A 15591-nucleotide genomic window follows, 5' to 3' on the forward strand; every position below is an offset into this window, starting at 1 on the left:
AGATTTATGCATTAGTCGATTAATGTAATGCTTTCAATAATCACTGGCTTTACGGGCACATCGGCCATTCCTCTCACGCGAGTGGTTTTAACACCAGAAATCTTATCGGCTACACCCATTCCCGCCGTCACTTTGCCGAATACTGCGTAGCCCGCGCCGCGAACACCCGCGTTCAGAAAATCGTTGTTTGCGACGTTTATAAAAAATTGCGAGGTGGCTGAGTCCGGCGCATTGGTGCGGGCCATAGCGATGGTGCCGCGCAAGTTAGGCAGGGTTTGTGAGGCTTCGTTCTTAATAGGTGCACGGGGATCCTTACGGGTCATGTTCTCAGTAAACCCTCCGCCTTGAACCATGAACCCCGGTATAACACGATGGAAAATCGTGCCATCAAAAAAACCGTCGCGGGCATATTGTAGAAAATTCTCTACCGTTTTGGGAGCAACATCCGGGCGAAGCTGTAGCTCAATTGCGCCCTCGTTGGTCAAAATGCGGACCTTGGGCAATACTTCACTTTGTTCATTCGCAACGGTTTGGGCGTGAGCTTGAAACGCCATAAATGACAAACCTATAACCATTAGCAGGACTTGCATCACATTACTTGGGGAATTTACCGAATTTGTCATTGCGGGGCTCTCATTGTGTTATCGGGAGGTGTGTTACCTGTAATAATCAAATGGACTCAATTGTCCACTCGATCTTAACAAATCTATTACATTTTTAGGGACACTTGCCGTCGTAGAATGTACTTGTATCGACTAATCTTTATTGGTAGCAATTAAGCTTGATCTAACTCATCGGGCCAGATTGTACGGTAATCACTGTTTGAAAGGGGAGAAGCTTCGTGAGATTCCATAAAGGGTTTGAGGAAAAGTCACGGCTTGGGCGACTACTGGTTAATCGTGGTTATCTAACAGAGGATCAGCTTGAAGAAGGTCTCAGCTTACAGCGTGAGAGCGGCCTACGTTTGGGTGAGGTGTTCGTTGCAGCAGGTTGGGTAAGCGAAAGGGAACTCAACCGGGTATTGAAGCACCAGTCTCGCTATCGCAACGCTGCGGCCATGGTCACCATGGTAGCACTTCCTTTTCAGCCACTGGTTTCATTTGCGGCGAGCAACGATGCCAGCGCGGCACAAGAAGTAGAAGCCGGAGAGCTTTTTAATCCGGCGGGCATGTCGCCGATGACAGAGGACGAACTATCATCGGTAACGGGGCAGGGCAACAATTCTCTGCTGGATCGAATAGGGCTGGTTGTCGGCTCCGAAAAGGACGGGGAACAGCTGCTTGAGCCAGACGTTATCGAAGGCCTGAAGCTCACAGCGAATGTCTTCTTTCCGGTACTGAATCTTCTTGATTCAGATTTTTCGATTAACGGGGTTCATTACCGTGAAGGAGAGCCAAGGTATGTAGTGGGTGAAGGCGGAAGAATAACTATGGCCCTCCCTGAGCGTATCGAAGAGATCCGTATGGATAATATTCGGGTCGGCGGAAGCCCGTCCATGGGGAATATCAGTATTCAGGATATTAGCTTCCACCCGGACTCCAGAATGACTATCTATACTCGCTAAATAGTTAGGCGCTGGCGAGCACCGTTCTGCTGGAGACGGTTGTTTGCTGGCCCTTGGCCCCATAGAGCTTTTGCTGGCCTGATGCGCCCCTGAAAATGTCTGTAAGGCGAGTCAATCGCTTTTGAAGATGATTGATAATACGCCCGTTGTTCTCGTTAAGAGCATGACATTCCTTGAGATTCAAATCGGCTTCCTGCCACAGGGCGTAAGCCTCATGAAGCCCTGCGCTACGAATAAAGCGCGAAGGGTCTCCGCTATCAGGCCGAAATCCCATTGCGACTAAAACGCGAATTTTCTGCTTTGCGCGCTCCCGAATATCTCCGAGAATGGCGTTCTTTTCCCGTGTTAGCGCCTCAAGGACTTTGGTGTCAGAGCCGGAAAGGCAGGTTTTTTCTTTCTTTAGAGTATCCGCCAGCTTTTCCAGTTGGCGGATATCCAGTAAGAGAAGGTTCTTCAGATCATCGATTGCGGCCATAATTTACTCACCCAAAAATGCTTTTATCCATATCAAGCATTTTCTGGGCCAGTTTTTCTGCATCGATTTTATAGGTGCCGTTTTCGAGCGCAGAACGAATCTGTTCAATCCGCTCATCGTCCATTTCAGGGTAATCTCCCAGCTTTTGTTCAAGCTGTTTAAGATTTCTGGCCTGACTGCTCAAATTAACGTTTTCACCGCGTGCGCTCTGAGCTTTTGCAGCCGTCTGATCTGGGACAGCCTGCTTAGGGCTCTGGTTGCCTACGGACTTGTCGGCCGTGGTTCTCTGGGTGTTGACCTGGCCTTGGCCAATTCCATTTAAGTCAACTGACATATCAGTACCTGCTTTACGGTTAAGCCACACTTTAGTTAGTGGGCTGGCTCGGGTTTATATCTACTTAACGGCTTGGTGCCGACATACTTTAGGGGCAGATATCTATTTTTTGTTAACATTACTTCACAAAGTTCAATGTTGTTATCGGAGGCCATAAGTTGCGGCACTTTTTTGCCAGCGGAAAAAAAATGCCGCGAACTTGCGTTACATCGGCACTTCAACATGCCCTGGAGCAATCACGCTGGCTTTCACTGTGCGTGATGAAGCAAGATTTTCCACTAGCACTTGCTCCCCAATCGACGCGTTGGCTAAAGCCTTGCCTCGGGAGCGAACGGAAAAGGACCCTCGACGGGCGGTGATAATAACATGATCGCCACGGGCAACGGCGTCTGGCGCCTCCAGAAGATCGGGAGTGAGCACCGAGCCTGCATTGACGGGCCGACGTACAACCATGCCTTGAACCAACTGTGCGTCGTTGATAATCCCTCGCCGGCTAGCATTCACCACAACGGAGCGGGTTTGCAGCATGTCACTGGTTACGCGCTCACCGCGACCAAGAGGGCGTGCCGCCACGAGCGCAGGGCCATTTACGGAAACAGTGGTTGTAACAAACATTCTCCAGGGGCGCTCGCCGCTGCAGGCCACCTGAACCGATGGGTGCTCGCTTTTCCAGGGGTCACCTGTGAACTCAACTTCAAGAGCAGAGGAGCAGGGAGCCAGTGCCAGCCTGCTGTCAATATTCCCAGCCTCATAAGTCACCTGATAACCTTTGTCTGCCTGAACTTTGGCAAAAGTTTCAAGGAATGAACTCGTTGCTTTACGGATCTCGTCTGCCGTCGTTTTCGCCAGCACCGGGCTGGCCAGAGCCGATATGAGTGAGATCCATAATAAAAGCTGGGTGCGCATATGTGCTGGTTTGTCCTATGCTGTCAGTAATAAGTCAAATTTCACCGAATATGCCTAAGGCTTGCGACTATCTGGCCGTTAAACAAGCATATTCGTTTGCGGATGACGTTATTACGTCGCCTCAATAACTTACCAATAAGTTACAGCAAAATGCGTGCCGGTAATTCCGGCCAATCAGGAGAGACTTCGATGGCAGGCGTATTAGACAGTGTTAACAAGCGTACGCAGCTGGTCGGGCAGAACCGTCTTGAACTTCTTCTTTTCCGCCTGCGCGGGCGCCAAATATACGGCATCAACGTTTTTAAGGTGAAAGAGGTACTGCAATGCCCCAAGCTGTCTTCCATGCCGAACAGCCGGGCTGTAGTGCGCGGTGTCGCGCATACTCGAGGCGAGACTATTCCGGTTATTGATTTGGGCATGGCTATTGGTCTGCCCGGTATCCCTCAGGAAGAGCTGCCTAGCAGCTTCGTTATCATTACCGAATACAACCGTAAAACTCAGGGGTTTCTGGTAACCGGTGTAGACCGTATCCTGAATATGAACTGGGAGGATATCCTTCCACCCCCTAAGGGCGCAGGTAAGGATATTTACCTTACGGCTGTTACTAAAATTGACGACAAACTTGCAGAGATCATCGATGTAGAGAAAATTCTTTCGGAAGTTGCTCCGCTTCGTGAGGATGTTACTGAAGCAATTTTGAGTAAGAGTGCAGAGAGAGTTCCAGGGCACCTACCGGTCCTTGTTGTGGATGACTCGGCAGTAGCACGCCGACAGATCGAAAGGTGTCTCACTGCGATCGGTATGGAAGTGGTCATGCGAAATGACGGTAAACAAGCTTACGAATACTTAAAAGAAATCACGGCTGATGGCTCAAAAGCGACCGATCACTTCTCTCTGATTATTTCAGACGTGGAAATGCCCGAAATGGATGGGTACACACTGGTTACGCGAATCAAAGGCGATCCCGCCCTTAGTGACCTTTTTGTTATGCTCCATACCTCGTTGAGCGGCGTATTTAACAAGGCGATGGTCAAGAAGGTAGGGGCAGATGATTTTATGGCGAAATTCAGCCCGGATGAACTCGCCGAACGAATCATGGAAATTATTGATCAGAACTGACATTTTACTCGCTGGGTAATCCACTTAAAACTGAGATCTAATGAAAGCGGAAATTACGCCACAGGAATATGAAGCCTTCAAGTCGTTCCTGCAGGACGCGTGTGGTATTTTGCTGGGCGAAAACAAGCAATACCTCGTGAAAAGTCGGTTACGGCGGATTCTGGAGGAGAACAGCCTCAACTCGTTGGGGGAGTTGCTTGAGTTTCTTAAGCGGCCGGGTAGGGGAAGCCTAAGGGAGGTGGTTATCGATGCGATGACCACGAACGAAACTCTCTGGTTTCGTGATAATCATCCGTTTCGCATCCTTCAGGAAAAACTGCTTCCTGAATTTGCGGCTCGCTCGCCAGCACCTCCTTTACGAATCTGGTCAGCTGCCTGCTCCACAGGACAAGAACCATACTCGGTTGGCATGATTGTGGATGAGTTCAGGCGCCAGAAACCTGGCAAGCTTCGGGATGTAAAGATAACGGCAACGGATATTTCGCGGAGCGTACTCGAGGTTGCTCGGCGTGGTGAATACGAGATGATTGCTATTGGAAGAGGTCTGTCGCCGGAGCGCCAGAAGCAATTTTTTACGCCTTCCGCTAGTGGCGGGTGGCAGATTCGTCCGCAGATTAAGAGCATGGTGGAGTTCAAGGAACTGAATCTTCTTGAGCGTTACATGCTTGGCAAGTTTGACATAGTCATGTGTCGCAACGTGCTGATTTATTTTTCTGCAGAGCTTAAAAAAGACATTCTTACTCGTATTCACGCAACACTTAATCCCGGTGGCTATTTGATTTTAGGTGCCTCGGAGTCACTGAACGGCTTGCCGGATCTTTATGAAATGGTCCAATGCCATCCGGGAATCATCTACAGGAAAAAATAATCAATGCCCTTTAATGTATGGGTGCTGGTTGCCGCTCAGGCGCTGGCCATGTGCACAGCGCCGTTTATCGTGTTTATCGGCAGTATTCAAGGACGCTTGCTTGCTCCAGCACCGGAATACGCCACTCTTCCCGTGGGTCTCGTTGTAGTCGGCACTGTTCTTGCCATTAAGCCTGCCACTTGGCTTATGGAAAGGTTAGGGCGTAAGCGGGTAATGCTGTTAGGCGCATCGATGGGCATGCTCGCAGGCTTGCTTGGTGCTCTGGCGTCTTGGCTTGCGCTATTCCCGCTGCTTTGCGCAGCCGCAGTTTTAGGCGGATCGGGTTTGGCAGTGGTACATCAGTACCGTTTTGCCGCCATGGAATCAGTGCCTGATAATATGGCAGGCTCGGCCGCTGCAAGAGTGCTGCTTGGCGGATTAGTTGCTGCTTGGCTTGGGCCTGAGATTGCCACGCTTGGTAACGAAGCGGGTACGGAGCACCCGTTTCTCGCAAGTTGGCTGGGCCTTGCGGGTGTCCAGTTGGCGGCACTGATAATACTAGGGCTAGGCTACCGGGCTCGGAGCGAGAGGGTGAGGGAGGCCCACGCTGACGGTGGTCGCCCTTTGAAGGAAATTCTTGCCAACCCCCTCATATGGGTGGCTATCAGTTCGGCAGCAATCGGCTATGCAGTTATGAGCTTCATCATGACAGCAACGCCCCTAAGTATGACTGAGATGGCCGGTCATGATCTGGATGCGGCCAAGCGGGTTATTCAGCTTCACATAATGGCCATGTATCTTCCTTCGCTCATTAGTGGCTGGCTTACCCGGGTTATTGGTATACCGGTGATGATGGCTGTGGGGCTTTTGGCCTATCTTGGCTGCATAATTTTAGCTGCCAGCGGTGTTAGCTTCCATCATTACCTCTCTGCTCTGTTGCTGTTGGGCGTAGGCTGGAATTTCCTATTTGTGGGTGGCACTACCCTGTTGCCAAGTGGCTATACAGAGGCTGAGCGCTTTAGGGTACAAGGCCTCAACGATATATTTGTGTTTGGCTCTCAGGCCACAGCCGCCTTATCGGCTGGCGTTATTCTTTCCTGGTTAGGCTGGTCTTCATTAGTGATGGTTGCTATACCCTTCGTCATTGTTCATGGAATACTGATGGCTGTTTGGCTGATTCGGAGAGAAGTCAGAATAAGGTAACAGTGTTTCATATATTTACATTGCCATTGACAGGGCGCGCTTTATGGTATTTTTCCGCAATACGGTGAGCTTATGTTTCACCCTTTCATGTATGTTGATGTTGGCGGGTTGCACCGGCGTGCCCAAGGGTATTGAGCCAGTGACTGGGTTGAATGCGGATCGATATTTAGGCAAGTGGTACGAAATTGCAAGGCTGGACCATTCATTCGAGGAGGGCCTTAGCCGTGTAACTGCGGACTACGAGCTGCAGGATGACGGGAGCATAAAAGTAACCAACAAAGGGTACGATGCCAAGGCTGGAGAATGGAGCATCGCTGAGGGAAGAGCCGTGTTTGTCGATAGCGAAAGCTCGGGGCATCTGAAAGTGTCATTTTTCGGCCCGTTCTATGCATCTTATGTGATTTTCGAGCTGGACACGGACGAGTATCAGTACGCTTTCATTACCGGTTACAGCCGTGACTATTTGTGGTTTCTTTCAAGAACACCCGATGTGAGTGATGACGAGATTGTTCGATTTAAAAGCGTGGCTCAACGTGCGGGCTTTGATCTTGAAGAGCTTGTTATCGTTGACCATAGTCCAGTTAACTAAAGCTCCGTTAAAAGGGCAGGTGGCCAGTTTTTACCCATATGACGGTCTCTTGATCTACAAACGGATGGTGCTGGCTTAAGTGGGGGCTTCTTATCCAAGTGCCCTCAGGGTAGCGCCCGTGCTCGTCACAGAATTCGCCTGAAAGAACGAATATTTCTTCTCCACCAAAGTGCCTGTGGGGCTGAAATTTCTCATTGGCTGGCCACTTAACGAGAGCAACATGTTCATGCTCAATTTCATGTAGCGGCATAACTTTGAGGCCGCCAATTCCCGGTAGCCAAGGGATGCTATTTGTATCTAGCCGCACAACGGATGAATCTTGTTCGCTGAACTGGTGTAGTTTTACCAGCAGGGTGCAGCCAGATTTACTGAATGGTGAGTGCCCACTTCCGGGCGGATTTCTCAAGTAGGTACCAGCAGGATAGTCTCCGGTCTCATCTGAAAACACACCCTCAAGAACCAGTATTTCCTCGCCAAGAGGGTGTTCGTGTCGGCTAAACGAGGCGCCGGGCTCATAGCGAACAACACTGGTAGCGTGCCCACGCTCGGCATCCTCTCTGGCAAGAGGCTTTCGCGCGACACCGCTGGCTGGGCTGGGAAGCCATTCCTGTTCGCTGGTGCGGATGACCACCCTTTGGTCAAAATCCATATTCAGCATCATGAGCCTCTACATAATAGATTGAGCCAGTTATTACGACGCAGTTGTGCAAGTGGATGCACAGGCTACTTTATTAACATCTGAACATCGCGGAAGGCTGCGTGTTTGCAGTGTCGCATCCATTCGAACGCCACCATCTCAAGAGTAACAATACGTGCGCCGCTATCACTGAGCCGATCAAGAGCTACATCCCGATCGAACTCGTTCCGTGACCCAGTAGCATCAGCTACTACCCAAACCTTATAGCCTGCATCAATAAGGCTGAGAGCCGTCTGCATCATGCAAACATGGGTTTCGCAGCCAGCAATTACTACATGTTGCCGACCTTCGGGAAGGTGTTCAACAAGCCCATCGGGGCAAGCGTCGAAATGGTGCTTTGCCAATGTTTGGTGGCAAAGTTCTTTCACCGCCTCCACGTTTGGTCCCAGTTTTTCAGGTAGCTGCTCGGTGGCTAGAACGGGTACATCCAAAAGCCCGGCAATAGTGGCGAGGGTTACGCACCGGCTGACAACGTCTTGGCCGTGAGATATCGCTGGCATCAGCCTTTCCTGAACGTCGATCAGCAGCAAAGTGGATTGTTCGGCCTTCATAAGCATGAGCGGTCTCCAGATAGGGTTAACCTATTGAACAGATTAGAAATGCCATGGTACTCGTAACCTCAGTGGCAAGCACCTTACAGACTATTATTGGCATAAACCGGATATTTTGCCGGGATTTATCCTAGAGGAGTTGCCAAGCGCGCCTAAAACCATTAAAGTTTGCGCCCTCAAATGAGCGACGATATTGCTGATTTGAAACAGGTTATTGGAGAGGTGGCCGAGTGGCTGAAGGCGCACGCCTGGAAAGTGTGTAAACGTTAATAGCGTTTCGAGGGTTCGAATCCCTCTCTCTCCGCCAATATTGAACCCCAGCAGGAATGCTGGGGTTTTTTATTGGGCACAATACCCGCCTTCATGGATATTTTGCGCCGGGGTGTCAGCATTTCCGACGTCTATCTGGTGGATGTTGGCTATCATCCGCAGTGCTCCCACTCCAAGCTCGCCAAAAGGTGAATAGATGCCTGATAGAGTCATTGTTTGGGAGTAGAGGATTAGCTGAGCGAACCACTCTCTTAGAATTCGTCTATCGCCGAAAATGCGAACAAACAAAGGTTCTAGTGTTGTTATATCAAGCAGCGTTTCGTTAACATCGAAAACGATAATTGACGGAAGTTTTTCGTGTGCCATGAGGTGTATTGCCTCGGTCATTACGGATTCAGTCCGATGTTTGAGTGATCATCTGTCTTCTGACTGTAGCTGGACTTGAATGAACGCTCAATATAAAATTGAGTAATCATTCAAGTTGTCACCGCGTCGCATCGCGGCCCTGGAAAACACTGGAAATGAATTATGGCGCGCGCATCAATTCACAACAGGCAAGATTCGCTTGAGCGAGCTCTTCATCTTTTCTGGCAAAAGGGCTTTCATGCCACTTCGCTAAAAGATCTGGAAAAGGCTCTCGACATGCGGCCCGGCAGTATTTACGCCACCTTTGGCAGTAAGGATGGGCTTTTTCAGGAGGCGCTTGAGCGCTATGCTCGCCTTGGTCTGGCAGAACTGGACCGCACGTTTCAAGCTTACGAATCACCCTTGGCAGGGCTGGCGGCCTACCTGCGCGCGCTCGGCGGGATTTGTGATAAAGAGTTGCCAAGCCGGGCCTGTATGCTGGTAAAAAGCCTGTTGGAGCTTGGCGAACGAGAAAGCATTGCTCGGGATAAGGCTGAAGCGTTGCTGGCGGGTATGGAAGCACGCTTTGTTGATCGCTTTGCCGAAGCCAAGAAAGTTGGGGAGCTGGATAGCAGGCTTGATCCGGTTCTGCTTGGTCGACGGCTACAGGCTGAGATAATGGGGTTACGCGCATTTGCACAACGTGATGTAGATAGTGCAGCCGTGCATGCACTCGCGGAAGACATGGCACAGTCTCTGGAAGCGCTGCGCGCTGATGAGGTTGCAGAAATAGTCTGATTGTTATTGCGTGCTCGCCTGCTCTCATTGCTAAATCGACTAAGAGCAGGCTTTCAACTCAGGTAGGGCGTTCAGACTGCCGTTTGTACGTCCAGCTTATCCTGAGTTCTCAGATCAAAATCTGATGCGTCATGGCGCTCGTGTAGTTGCTCAGAAGGTTTTCCAGAAGTGCGATTGACTATTCGACCACGCTGAACAGCAGGGCGGGCAAGGATTTCATTAGCCCAACGCCGGACATTCTTGTAGCTTTCGACTTGTAAGAACTCACTTGCACCGTAAGCCTCTCCCAGAACCAGATTTCCATACCAGGGCCAGGTGGCGATATCTGCAATGGAGTATTCGTCTCCACCTAGATATTTATGCTCTGCGAGCTCCCTATCCAATACATCCAGCTGACGTTTTACTTCCATCGTGAAACGATTGATCGGATATTCAAACTTTTCGGGCGCGTAAGCGAAGAAGTGACCGAACCCACCTCCCAAATAAGGCGCTGAACCCTGCAGCCAGAACAACCAGTTCAGTACTTCGGTGCGAGCAGCTGGATCCTTTGGGAGAAAGTGTCCGAACTTTTCCGCCAGATAGAGAAGGATCGCTCCGCTTTCAAAAACCCGACTGCCGGTATCAGCATCAAACAGTGCCGGGATCTTTGAGTTTGGGTTTATTTCGACGAAGCCGGACGAAAATTGGTCGCCCTCGCCAATACGCATCAGATGGGCATCGTATTCTGCGCCGGTTTCACCTATGGCCAGTAACTCTTCGGCCATGATGGTGACTTTTTGACCGTTAGGTGTAGCCAGTGAATAAATCTGCAAAGGGTGCTTACCATGCGGCAGCTTCGCCTTGTGTGTAGCACCTGCAATGGGGCGGTTGGTTTTGGCCCACTCTCCGCCATTTTCTGCGTCCCAAGTCCAAACGCGTGGAGGCTCATATTGATGGGTGTCCGACATGGTGCATTCCCTCGATCGAAAAATAGATAAAGTACGAGTATGACGGAGCAGCCACTGAGAGCTGCCTCCGACTTACGGCGTGGTTAATCTGCCTTGTGCCACTCAAACTTCTGGAACGGCTTGTCTATCGGCGTGACAGCAAGGTGGTTAGTGTAGTTGCTGATAGTTTTCTGAGCTAAACCAAGGATAACCTCCAGAATCTGGCGCTTGGTGAATCCTGCTTCTAGAAACTCTGTCACAACACTATCGTCTACGTTGCCGCGGCCGCGCACGATGGCGAGGGTAAAGTTGCGTAGTGCCTCCAGTCGATCAGTAGGCAAGGGCGTTTCGTTACGCAGAGCCTCTGTGATGGCGTCATCAACGTTCATGTTCTTCGCGATGCCGGTGTGGGCAGGAACGCAATAATGGCAGGCATGCTCGACGTTGATGGTCTGCCATACTACTGTGGTTTCCTCATCATCAAAGCTGCTGTCCAGAAACAGCTGGTGGAGGCGTTGATAGCCTTCTAGCAGCCCGGGCGCTTCTGCCATGACCGCATGCAAGCTCGGTATCATGCCAAAAGATTTGAGAGAGGTGTCCAGCAGTTCCTGACTCTTTTCCGGAGCACTTTCTTTGTTGTGAAGGGTAAAGTCGGCCATAGAGTAGCTCCTCGTATTTAGGCGGATTTAATTTGGATCGCTTTGATTGAAGTGCAGCGACTAAATTGAGCGATCACTCAATTTTATGCGCAGCTAGTCGACAACCAATTCGATGGCAGACGATAACTTAACTTGAGTGATCACTCAAGTTAAGTTTGAACAATCACTCAGAAATGTATGGTGGATGATTGAGGCTGATGGGTTAGGGGTCGGGTGTGATGGGCAAGCTGTCTGGTTCGAGTTAGTCGGTCATTCTGGATTCCATAAGATAATGGCTTTCCATTTTTTTGATCTCATGAATTCCCATTCGCTCGTACAGCCGTTTTGCCCTCTGGTTTGCATGTAGAACTTGAAGGCGAAGCGGAACGCCCCGGGACCTAGCTTTTGCCTGCAGGTCACGTAAAAGTGTCGTTCCCAAACCTTGGCTCTGATAATTCGGGCAAATCTGGATCTCGTCTAGCCAGTCGCAATCTTCAAGGTGTTCCAGAATCACAACACCGACCCGACCACTTGGGGTCTCGATTATCTGAGCCGGGCGCGACTGTTCCCACTTTGAGAAAAATAGTTTTCTCTGGAAAGCTTCATCCCACTTGCCGAACTGGCGAACCACCACGTCAAGGAAAGACATCTTGTTCAATTGATAAAGCCACTCAATCTCGTCTGGTAGTACGTTTCTAAGTGTGTAATTCATCAGTTGGTTTAAGTTCCGTGAACCCTCCAGACTAGCAACCGATTATTGGCTGGCATTTCAAAGTCCGATTCCAGAACCAACCCGTTATCACTGCCGATGCGCTTTAGTTCGTCTATGTCCCGGATTCCCATTTTCGGGTTCTGTTGCTTCAGATGTGTGTCGAATTGCCGATTGCTGGCACTGGTGAACTGCCCGTTGTAATTGAATGGGCCATACAAACAGAAGGCTTCGTGTAACTGAAGGTTTGAAGATACACCTCGGAACATTGCTTCAACTTCCGGCCAAGACATGATATGCGCAGTGTTTGCAGAAAAAGCTCCGCTGATCGTCGGGACTTGCCAATCATCGGCGATTACATTCAAAGCCAGAGGCTCGTTGATGTTCGGCAGGTTAGCCTCGCTAAGCCATGGTTCACAAAGTTGATAGTTGCTCGGATGATCACTTGGTTGCCATGTGAGGTGAGGAAGGTTTGTAGCAAAGTGAACCGCATGTTGCCCCGTGCCTGTGCCAATCTCCAATATAGTTCCAGAGCCGCTAAACACCGTGGCTAGCTTTTCAAGGATCACCTGCTTGTTGTTCTCACAGGCTTGGGAATAGGGCTTTTCGTCAGTCATTGGAGGCTCTGGTTGATTATTGATGAGTCAAGAATTACAGGTGTTTATATCAGGCCGACACCTTTGAGTACAAACACCCCCAAGGTTATGGTGATACTTGCCATCAATGTTGTGATTGCGATGATGTTTGCCGCAAGGCGATCATTGCCGCCGAGTGCTTTGGCCATCACAAAACTTGCAGCGGCGGTTGGGCTTGCGAAAAACAGGAATAGCAAACCCAATTCGGCACCCGAGAAGCCTAGTGCCCAAGCTGCAGCGGTGCATAGTGTTGGCAAGATCACCATTTTCATCAGCGCCGAGCTGAAGGCGGTTGAGCTATCGCTACGCAAGGCGCTGAATGACACGGTTGCACCAATGCACAGCAGAGCGAGTGGCAACGTGAGGGATGCAAAATAATCGCCACTGGTCAGTATCCAATCAGGCAGTTGCAGGTTCAACCATGCCACGGGAATGGCTGCGAACACGGATAGTATGAGCGGGTTGCGCAATATATCCTTGAGAATACGGCGCCATTCGGGCGATCGCCCGGCCTGATAGGCGGTGAGTATGATTACCGACAACGCGTTGTAAGAGAGAATAACCAGCCCCAACAAGATGCTACCCGCCGATAGCCCGAAATCGCCGTATAGGTTTGCCGCCAGAGCCAGCCCGACAATGCCACAGTTACCTCTGAATGCGCCTTGAACATACACACCGCGATCTTCATGGATAACGCGCCAACGTGCCCATAACCAAGCCAGAAAGAAGCTTGCGAGAGTCGCAAAAAGATAGAAGATGAGCAGGTGAAAATTAAGCGATGTGCTGAGATCCGCTTTGATGATGCTGAGGAACACCAGCGTTGGAAGCGTGGCTTTGAAAACCAATGCAGAAGCGGTGTTAACGAAGGTATCGTCAATCCACCCTACCTTTCTTAGCCCTAGCCCGATAAACACCATTGCGAATACCGGAAGAGTGGTTTCCAGTGTTTGTTGAAATAGGGAGATCAAATCCATTCGGGTTGGCCAGTGGTCCGGAGAGTGTCTTACCTATAATAGATCTGACGGAAAGGTAATGAAACGGTTTACTGTAGGCCATGAAGGGTGGGCTATAGTGGGGGCGAAATTTTTCAGGACAAAGGGGTGCCCATGAACGCCGTTAACCACACGCCCGCGCAGTTGAAGCAGGTTCTGGCCGACACGCCTAAAGACCAGCCCGTCGTCATGCTAAATCTACTGAGGTTCCGTGACAGAGCAAGTTATGATGACAATTCCGGTGAGCGAAGTGGGCGTGAAGCGTATGAGCTTTATATTCAAGAGGCCGCAGCCTGTGTGAGTGCGGTGGGCGCTGAGGTGATTTGGTCTGGTCACAGCGTTGGCTCTCTTATTGCGCCGCCAGAGGAGTCTTGGGACCAAGTGCTGCTTGTTCGCTACCCGTCAATTGATGCCTTTATGGCGATGATAGAAAGCTCTGAATACAAAGGCGTGGTTAAGCATCGCACCGCTGCATTGAGTGACTCCCGATTAGTTGCAAATCTCGAACGGGAACGCTGAGATAGACTCTCAGCTCACTAGCGCGACTTCAAAAACACCGGTTTGGCTTATCAGCATATACGCCGCTGTGCCAGCTGCAATGGAGAGCAGGGCATTGCGGCGCCAAAGGTGAATGCCTACCACTAGCGCTCCTGCAAGAATGGCATCAAGCCCCGGCACTACCGCTGCCCAATTTCCTGAACGCTGCAAAAACACCGTTGCCAGCAAAGCCATAACAGCCGCTGGCAAGAAGCGCCCGAGGTGTTTAACCAGAGGGTGCTCGGTATGACGCTCAAAAAACAGGAAAGGTATGATTCTGGTTGCAAAGGTTGCTGCAGCTGCAACGGCAATGAATGCAACAAGGTAGCTTGTATCAGACATGGCTGCGGCCCTCCGCATTGGATTTGGCTCGCAGGCTTCTGTATTGCAGTAAAAGTACGGCTGTCACGATTGCGATAGCGCCGATGAGTTGGTGGGCTGGCGGCAGAAAGATCATAGCAACACCGGCAGCCGCTGCACCTGCCCAAACTGGGAATGCGTCTCCCAGAGCCTTCAGTTGCTCGATTGTAAGAACAATAAACAATGCCACCAATGCAAACTCGATTCCCGTACTATCGAATGCTACGTTACGGCCAAGAAGAGCCCCCAAGGTGCAGCCAATCACCCAGTAGACCTGATTGAATGCCGTAATGCGGAAATCGACGTCGAGTTCATGAAGCGTATCTTGCGAACGCGTCCGGCTTGTGAGCAATGAATATGTTTCATCAGTCAGCCCAAAAATGAGATACAGCTTTTTCCAACCAGCCCTGCGAAACTGACCGAGCAACGACAGCCCGTAGAAAAGATGGCGCGCGTTGAGCACGAACATGGCTATGAACACTTCTAGTAATCCTGCGCTCGCTGCTAACAAGCTGACCGCCAGAATCTGGCCCGCACCGGCATAGATCACCACGCCCATAAGCGGCGCAGCCCACCATGCGTAGTCGAGCTGAGTTGTGAATAGCACCCCAAAAGCCATACCTAGAGGAAGGTATCCAAACAGGATTGGGAGTGTGAGGCGAAAAACTAACGCGTTCATTAGCATCCAAACGTTTTGAAAGCGAGGAATGATAGAGAATCGCCGGGGATTTTGAAAGTGGGTAAGGCTTCGACTTTTTAGGCATAATCCATAACAACGCATAGCCCACAGGAGAGACTATGAGCGACGAAACCGGGCACCGGCCGCAACCGGACCCCCGCCAAGAAAAGTTTAAGGTTGATAAGGAGTTGCTGACCAAAGAGCAGTTGAATGGGCTGGCAGAAGAGTACTGCACTCGCTACCATGGGTTGAATGATACGGAAAACCCGATGGACGAGCGGAACCGGGTTTTGGAAGCGATTCACAAGGGCGAGCTGGTAGTCTGGTTTGACCCTGTGGAGAACACAGCCGGGCTTGGTGTTCCTGAATAACTGGTTAACGTTTTAGGGGATATTTGAACCGGCAGCTACCCCGGCG

At 50.5% G+C, this 15591-nt stretch carries 22 protein-coding genes and 1 tRNA gene; 9 read left to right on the top strand and 14 right to left on the bottom strand.

Translation table 11 applies throughout. From position 1 onward, the window contains the following. Positions 1 to 11: 11 nt before the first annotated feature. The gene (locus tag MWU62_RS15870; protein WP_247115839.1) at positions 12 to 554 is read right to left on the bottom strand and encodes a peptidylprolyl isomerase; all 543 of its coding nucleotides are present in this window, start codon (positions 552 to 554) and stop codon (positions 12 to 14) included. Positions 555 to 841: 287 nt separating this feature from the next. On the opposite strand from MWU62_RS15870, the gene MWU62_RS15875 reads away from it, so the two are divergent. Beyond that, positions 842 to 1564 (top strand): pilus assembly protein PilB, encoded by a 723-nt coding sequence (locus MWU62_RS15875; RefSeq protein ID WP_247115799.1) that lies wholly within the window; start codon positions 842 to 844, stop codon positions 1562 to 1564. 4 nt (positions 1565 to 1568) lie between these two features. Here the strand turns inward: MWU62_RS15875 and MWU62_RS15880 are convergent, their stop codons facing one another. From MWU62_RS15880 to flgA, 3 genes are all read right to left on the bottom strand, one after another. Beyond that, entirely contained in the window at positions 1569 to 2039 is a 471-nt protein-coding gene (locus tag MWU62_RS15880; protein ID WP_247115800.1) for a flagellar protein FlgN, read from the bottom strand. A gap of 7 nt (positions 2040 to 2046) precedes the next feature. Further along, entirely contained in the window at positions 2047 to 2373 is a 327-nt protein-coding gene (gene flgM / locus MWU62_RS15885; protein ID WP_247115801.1) for a flagellar biosynthesis anti-sigma factor FlgM, read from the bottom strand. A gap of 204 nt (positions 2374 to 2577) precedes the next feature. Continuing rightward, positions 2578 to 3279 carry a flagellar basal body P-ring formation chaperone FlgA gene (flgA, locus tag MWU62_RS15890; RefSeq protein WP_247115802.1) on the bottom strand — a complete coding sequence of 234 codons (702 nt, stop codon included), beginning with the start codon at positions 3277 to 3279 and terminating at the stop codon, positions 2578 to 2580. Between the two features lie 189 nt (positions 3280 to 3468). Between flgA and MWU62_RS15895 the strand changes: the two genes are divergently transcribed. From MWU62_RS15895 to MWU62_RS15910, 4 genes are read left to right on the top strand one after another with little or no spacing between them, the layout of a single operon-like run. Further along, entirely contained in the window at positions 3469 to 4398 is a 930-nt protein-coding gene (locus MWU62_RS15895; RefSeq protein ID WP_247115803.1) for a chemotaxis protein CheV, read from the top strand. A 40-nt stretch (positions 4399 to 4438) separates the two neighbouring features. Continuing rightward, a complete protein-coding gene (locus MWU62_RS15900; protein WP_247115804.1) occupies positions 4439 to 5266 on the top strand; it encodes a protein-glutamate O-methyltransferase CheR in 828 nt (275 codons plus the stop codon). 3 nt (positions 5267 to 5269) lie between these two features. Continuing rightward, positions 5270 to 6448, top strand: a complete 1179-nt coding sequence (locus tag MWU62_RS15905) for an MFS transporter (RefSeq protein WP_247115805.1) — start codon at positions 5270 to 5272, stop codon at positions 6446 to 6448. Between the two features lie 43 nt (positions 6449 to 6491). After that, on the top strand, positions 6492 to 7037 hold the full coding sequence (locus tag MWU62_RS15910; protein ID WP_247115806.1) for a lipocalin family protein: 546 nt from the start codon (positions 6492 to 6494) through the stop codon (positions 7035 to 7037). A 7-nt stretch (positions 7038 to 7044) separates the two neighbouring features. Here the strand turns inward: MWU62_RS15910 and MWU62_RS15915 are convergent, their stop codons facing one another. Together MWU62_RS15915 and MWU62_RS15920 are read right to left on the bottom strand one after the other, a co-directional pair. Then, entirely contained in the window at positions 7045 to 7695 is a 651-nt protein-coding gene (locus MWU62_RS15915; protein WP_247115840.1) for a cupin domain-containing protein, read from the bottom strand. Positions 7696 to 7760: 65 nt separating this feature from the next. Continuing rightward, positions 7761 to 8291 (bottom strand): isochorismatase family protein, encoded by a 531-nt coding sequence (locus MWU62_RS15920; RefSeq protein WP_247115807.1) that lies wholly within the window; start codon positions 8289 to 8291, stop codon positions 7761 to 7763. Between the two features lie 210 nt (positions 8292 to 8501). Here MWU62_RS15920 and MWU62_RS15925 point away from each other — a divergent pair. Beyond that, positions 8502 to 8592 (top strand) — tRNA-Ser (locus MWU62_RS15925). A gap of 32 nt (positions 8593 to 8624) precedes the next feature. Here the strand turns inward: MWU62_RS15925 and MWU62_RS15930 are convergent. Beyond that, a complete protein-coding gene (locus MWU62_RS15930; protein ID WP_247115808.1) occupies positions 8625 to 8921 on the bottom strand; it encodes a hypothetical protein in 297 nt (98 codons plus the stop codon). Between the two features lie 162 nt (positions 8922 to 9083). Here MWU62_RS15930 and MWU62_RS15935 point away from each other — a divergent pair, with 162 nt between their 5' ends. Continuing rightward, a complete protein-coding gene (locus MWU62_RS15935) occupies positions 9084 to 9698 on the top strand; it encodes a TetR/AcrR family transcriptional regulator (RefSeq protein WP_247115809.1) in 615 nt (204 codons plus the stop codon). A 71-nt stretch (positions 9699 to 9769) separates the two neighbouring features. Here MWU62_RS15935 and yghU read toward each other — a convergent pair whose 3' ends face one another. The 5 genes from yghU to MWU62_RS15960 all read right to left on the bottom strand — a co-directional run bounded on the left by yghU (position 9770) and on the right by MWU62_RS15960 (position 13580). Then, positions 9770 to 10645, bottom strand: coding sequence for a glutathione-dependent disulfide-bond oxidoreductase (gene yghU / locus MWU62_RS15940; RefSeq protein ID WP_247115810.1), 876 nt, complete (start codon positions 10643 to 10645; stop codon positions 9770 to 9772). Positions 10646 to 10728: 83 nt separating this feature from the next. Then, the gene (locus MWU62_RS15945) at positions 10729 to 11283 is read right to left on the bottom strand and encodes a carboxymuconolactone decarboxylase family protein (protein WP_247115811.1); all 555 of its coding nucleotides are present in this window, start codon (positions 11281 to 11283) and stop codon (positions 10729 to 10731) included. A gap of 241 nt (positions 11284 to 11524) precedes the next feature. Further along, a complete protein-coding gene (locus tag MWU62_RS15950; protein ID WP_247115812.1) occupies positions 11525 to 11974 on the bottom strand; it encodes a GNAT family N-acetyltransferase in 450 nt (149 codons plus the stop codon). A gap of 8 nt (positions 11975 to 11982) precedes the next feature. Beyond that, on the bottom strand, positions 11983 to 12588 hold the full coding sequence (locus MWU62_RS15955) for a DUF938 domain-containing protein (protein ID WP_247115813.1): 606 nt from the start codon (positions 12586 to 12588) through the stop codon (positions 11983 to 11985). Between the two features lie 44 nt (positions 12589 to 12632). Then, positions 12633 to 13580: an AEC family transporter gene (locus MWU62_RS15960; RefSeq protein ID WP_247115814.1), complete on the bottom strand. Its 948-nt coding sequence runs from the start codon at positions 13578 to 13580 to the stop codon at positions 12633 to 12635. Positions 13581 to 13712: 132 nt separating this feature from the next. Here MWU62_RS15960 and MWU62_RS15965 point away from each other — a divergent pair, with 132 nt between their 5' ends. Further along, on the top strand, positions 13713 to 14117 hold the full coding sequence (locus MWU62_RS15965; RefSeq protein ID WP_200364253.1) for a DUF1330 domain-containing protein: 405 nt from the start codon (positions 13713 to 13715) through the stop codon (positions 14115 to 14117). 9 nt (positions 14118 to 14126) lie between these two features. Here MWU62_RS15965 and MWU62_RS15970 read toward each other — a convergent pair whose 3' ends face one another. Both MWU62_RS15970 and MWU62_RS15975 read right to left on the bottom strand, forming a co-directional pair. Beyond that, complete coding sequence (locus MWU62_RS15970; RefSeq protein ID WP_200364255.1) at positions 14127 to 14477, bottom strand: AzlD domain-containing protein; 351 nt, start codon at positions 14475 to 14477, stop codon at positions 14127 to 14129. Continuing rightward, positions 14470 to 15174 carry an AzlC family ABC transporter permease gene (locus MWU62_RS15975; protein ID WP_247115815.1) on the bottom strand — a complete coding sequence of 235 codons (705 nt, stop codon included), beginning with the start codon at positions 15172 to 15174 and terminating at the stop codon, positions 14470 to 14472. Before MWU62_RS15975 ends, MWU62_RS15970 begins: the two co-directional genes overlap by 8 nt. Positions 15175 to 15293: 119 nt before the next feature. Between MWU62_RS15975 and MWU62_RS15980 the strand changes: the two genes are divergently transcribed. Beyond that, positions 15294 to 15545: a hypothetical protein gene (locus MWU62_RS15980; RefSeq protein ID WP_247115816.1), complete on the top strand. Its 252-nt coding sequence runs from the start codon at positions 15294 to 15296 to the stop codon at positions 15543 to 15545. Positions 15546 to 15591: the final 46 nt, after the last annotated feature.

Origin of the sequence: Marinobacter sp. S6332 (assembly GCF_023016045.1) — a bacterium.
Classification (GTDB): domain Bacteria; phylum Pseudomonadota; class Gammaproteobacteria; order Pseudomonadales; family Oleiphilaceae; genus Marinobacter.

What these genes read in the sequence shown, in the direction of transcription:
- MWU62_RS15960 (WP_247115814.1), bottom strand. Translation starts at nt 13,580, where the DNA reads ATGGATTTGATCTCCCTATTTCAACAAACACTGGAAACCACTCTTCCG.
- MWU62_RS15910 (WP_247115806.1), top strand. Translation starts at nt 6,492, where the DNA reads ATGGTATTTTTCCGCAATACGGTGAGCTTATGTTTCACCCTTTCATGT.
- MWU62_RS15870 (WP_247115839.1), bottom strand. Translation starts at nt 554, where the DNA reads ATGGCGTTTCAAGCTCACGCCCAAACCGTTGCGAATGAACAAAGTGAA.
- MWU62_RS15935 (WP_247115809.1), top strand. Translation starts at nt 9,084, where the DNA reads ATGGCGCGCGCATCAATTCACAACAGGCAAGATTCGCTTGAGCGAGCT.
- MWU62_RS15930 (WP_247115808.1), bottom strand. Translation starts at nt 8,921, where the DNA reads ATGGCACACGAAAAACTTCCGTCAATTATCGTTTTCGATGTTAACGAA.
- flgM (WP_247115801.1), bottom strand. Translation starts at nt 2,373, where the DNA reads ATGTCAGTTGACTTAAATGGAATTGGCCAAGGCCAGGTCAACACCCAG.
- MWU62_RS15895 (WP_247115803.1), top strand. Translation starts at nt 3,469, where the DNA reads ATGGCAGGCGTATTAGACAGTGTTAACAAGCGTACGCAGCTGGTCGGG.
- MWU62_RS15980 (WP_247115816.1), top strand. Translation starts at nt 15,294, where the DNA reads ATGAGCGACGAAACCGGGCACCGGCCGCAACCGGACCCCCGCCAAGAA.
- MWU62_RS15920 (WP_247115807.1), bottom strand. Translation starts at nt 8,291, where the DNA reads ATGCTTATGAAGGCCGAACAATCCACTTTGCTGCTGATCGACGTTCAG.
- MWU62_RS15880 (WP_247115800.1), bottom strand. Translation starts at nt 2,039, where the DNA reads ATGGCCGCAATCGATGATCTGAAGAACCTTCTCTTACTGGATATCCGC.
- MWU62_RS15970 (WP_200364255.1), bottom strand. Translation starts at nt 14,477, where the DNA reads ATGTCTGATACAAGCTACCTTGTTGCATTCATTGCCGTTGCAGCTGCA.
- MWU62_RS15915 (WP_247115840.1), bottom strand. Translation starts at nt 7,695, where the DNA reads ATGCTGAATATGGATTTTGACCAAAGGGTGGTCATCCGCACCAGCGAA.
- MWU62_RS15955 (WP_247115813.1), bottom strand. Translation starts at nt 12,588, where the DNA reads ATGACTGACGAAAAGCCCTATTCCCAAGCCTGTGAGAACAACAAGCAG.
- MWU62_RS15900 (WP_247115804.1), top strand. Translation starts at nt 4,439, where the DNA reads ATGAAAGCGGAAATTACGCCACAGGAATATGAAGCCTTCAAGTCGTTC.
- MWU62_RS15945 (WP_247115811.1), bottom strand. Translation starts at nt 11,283, where the DNA reads ATGGCCGACTTTACCCTTCACAACAAAGAAAGTGCTCCGGAAAAGAGT.
- MWU62_RS15950 (WP_247115812.1), bottom strand. Translation starts at nt 11,974, where the DNA reads ATGAATTACACACTTAGAAACGTACTACCAGACGAGATTGAGTGGCTT.
- MWU62_RS15905 (WP_247115805.1), top strand. Translation starts at nt 5,270, where the DNA reads ATGCCCTTTAATGTATGGGTGCTGGTTGCCGCTCAGGCGCTGGCCATG.
- flgA (WP_247115802.1), bottom strand. Translation starts at nt 3,279, where the DNA reads ATGCGCACCCAGCTTTTATTATGGATCTCACTCATATCGGCTCTGGCC.
- yghU (WP_247115810.1), bottom strand. Translation starts at nt 10,645, where the DNA reads ATGTCGGACACCCATCAATATGAGCCTCCACGCGTTTGGACTTGGGAC.
- MWU62_RS15975 (WP_247115815.1), bottom strand. Translation starts at nt 15,174, where the DNA reads ATGAACGCGTTAGTTTTTCGCCTCACACTCCCAATCCTGTTTGGATAC.
- MWU62_RS15965 (WP_200364253.1), top strand. Translation starts at nt 13,713, where the DNA reads ATGAACGCCGTTAACCACACGCCCGCGCAGTTGAAGCAGGTTCTGGCC.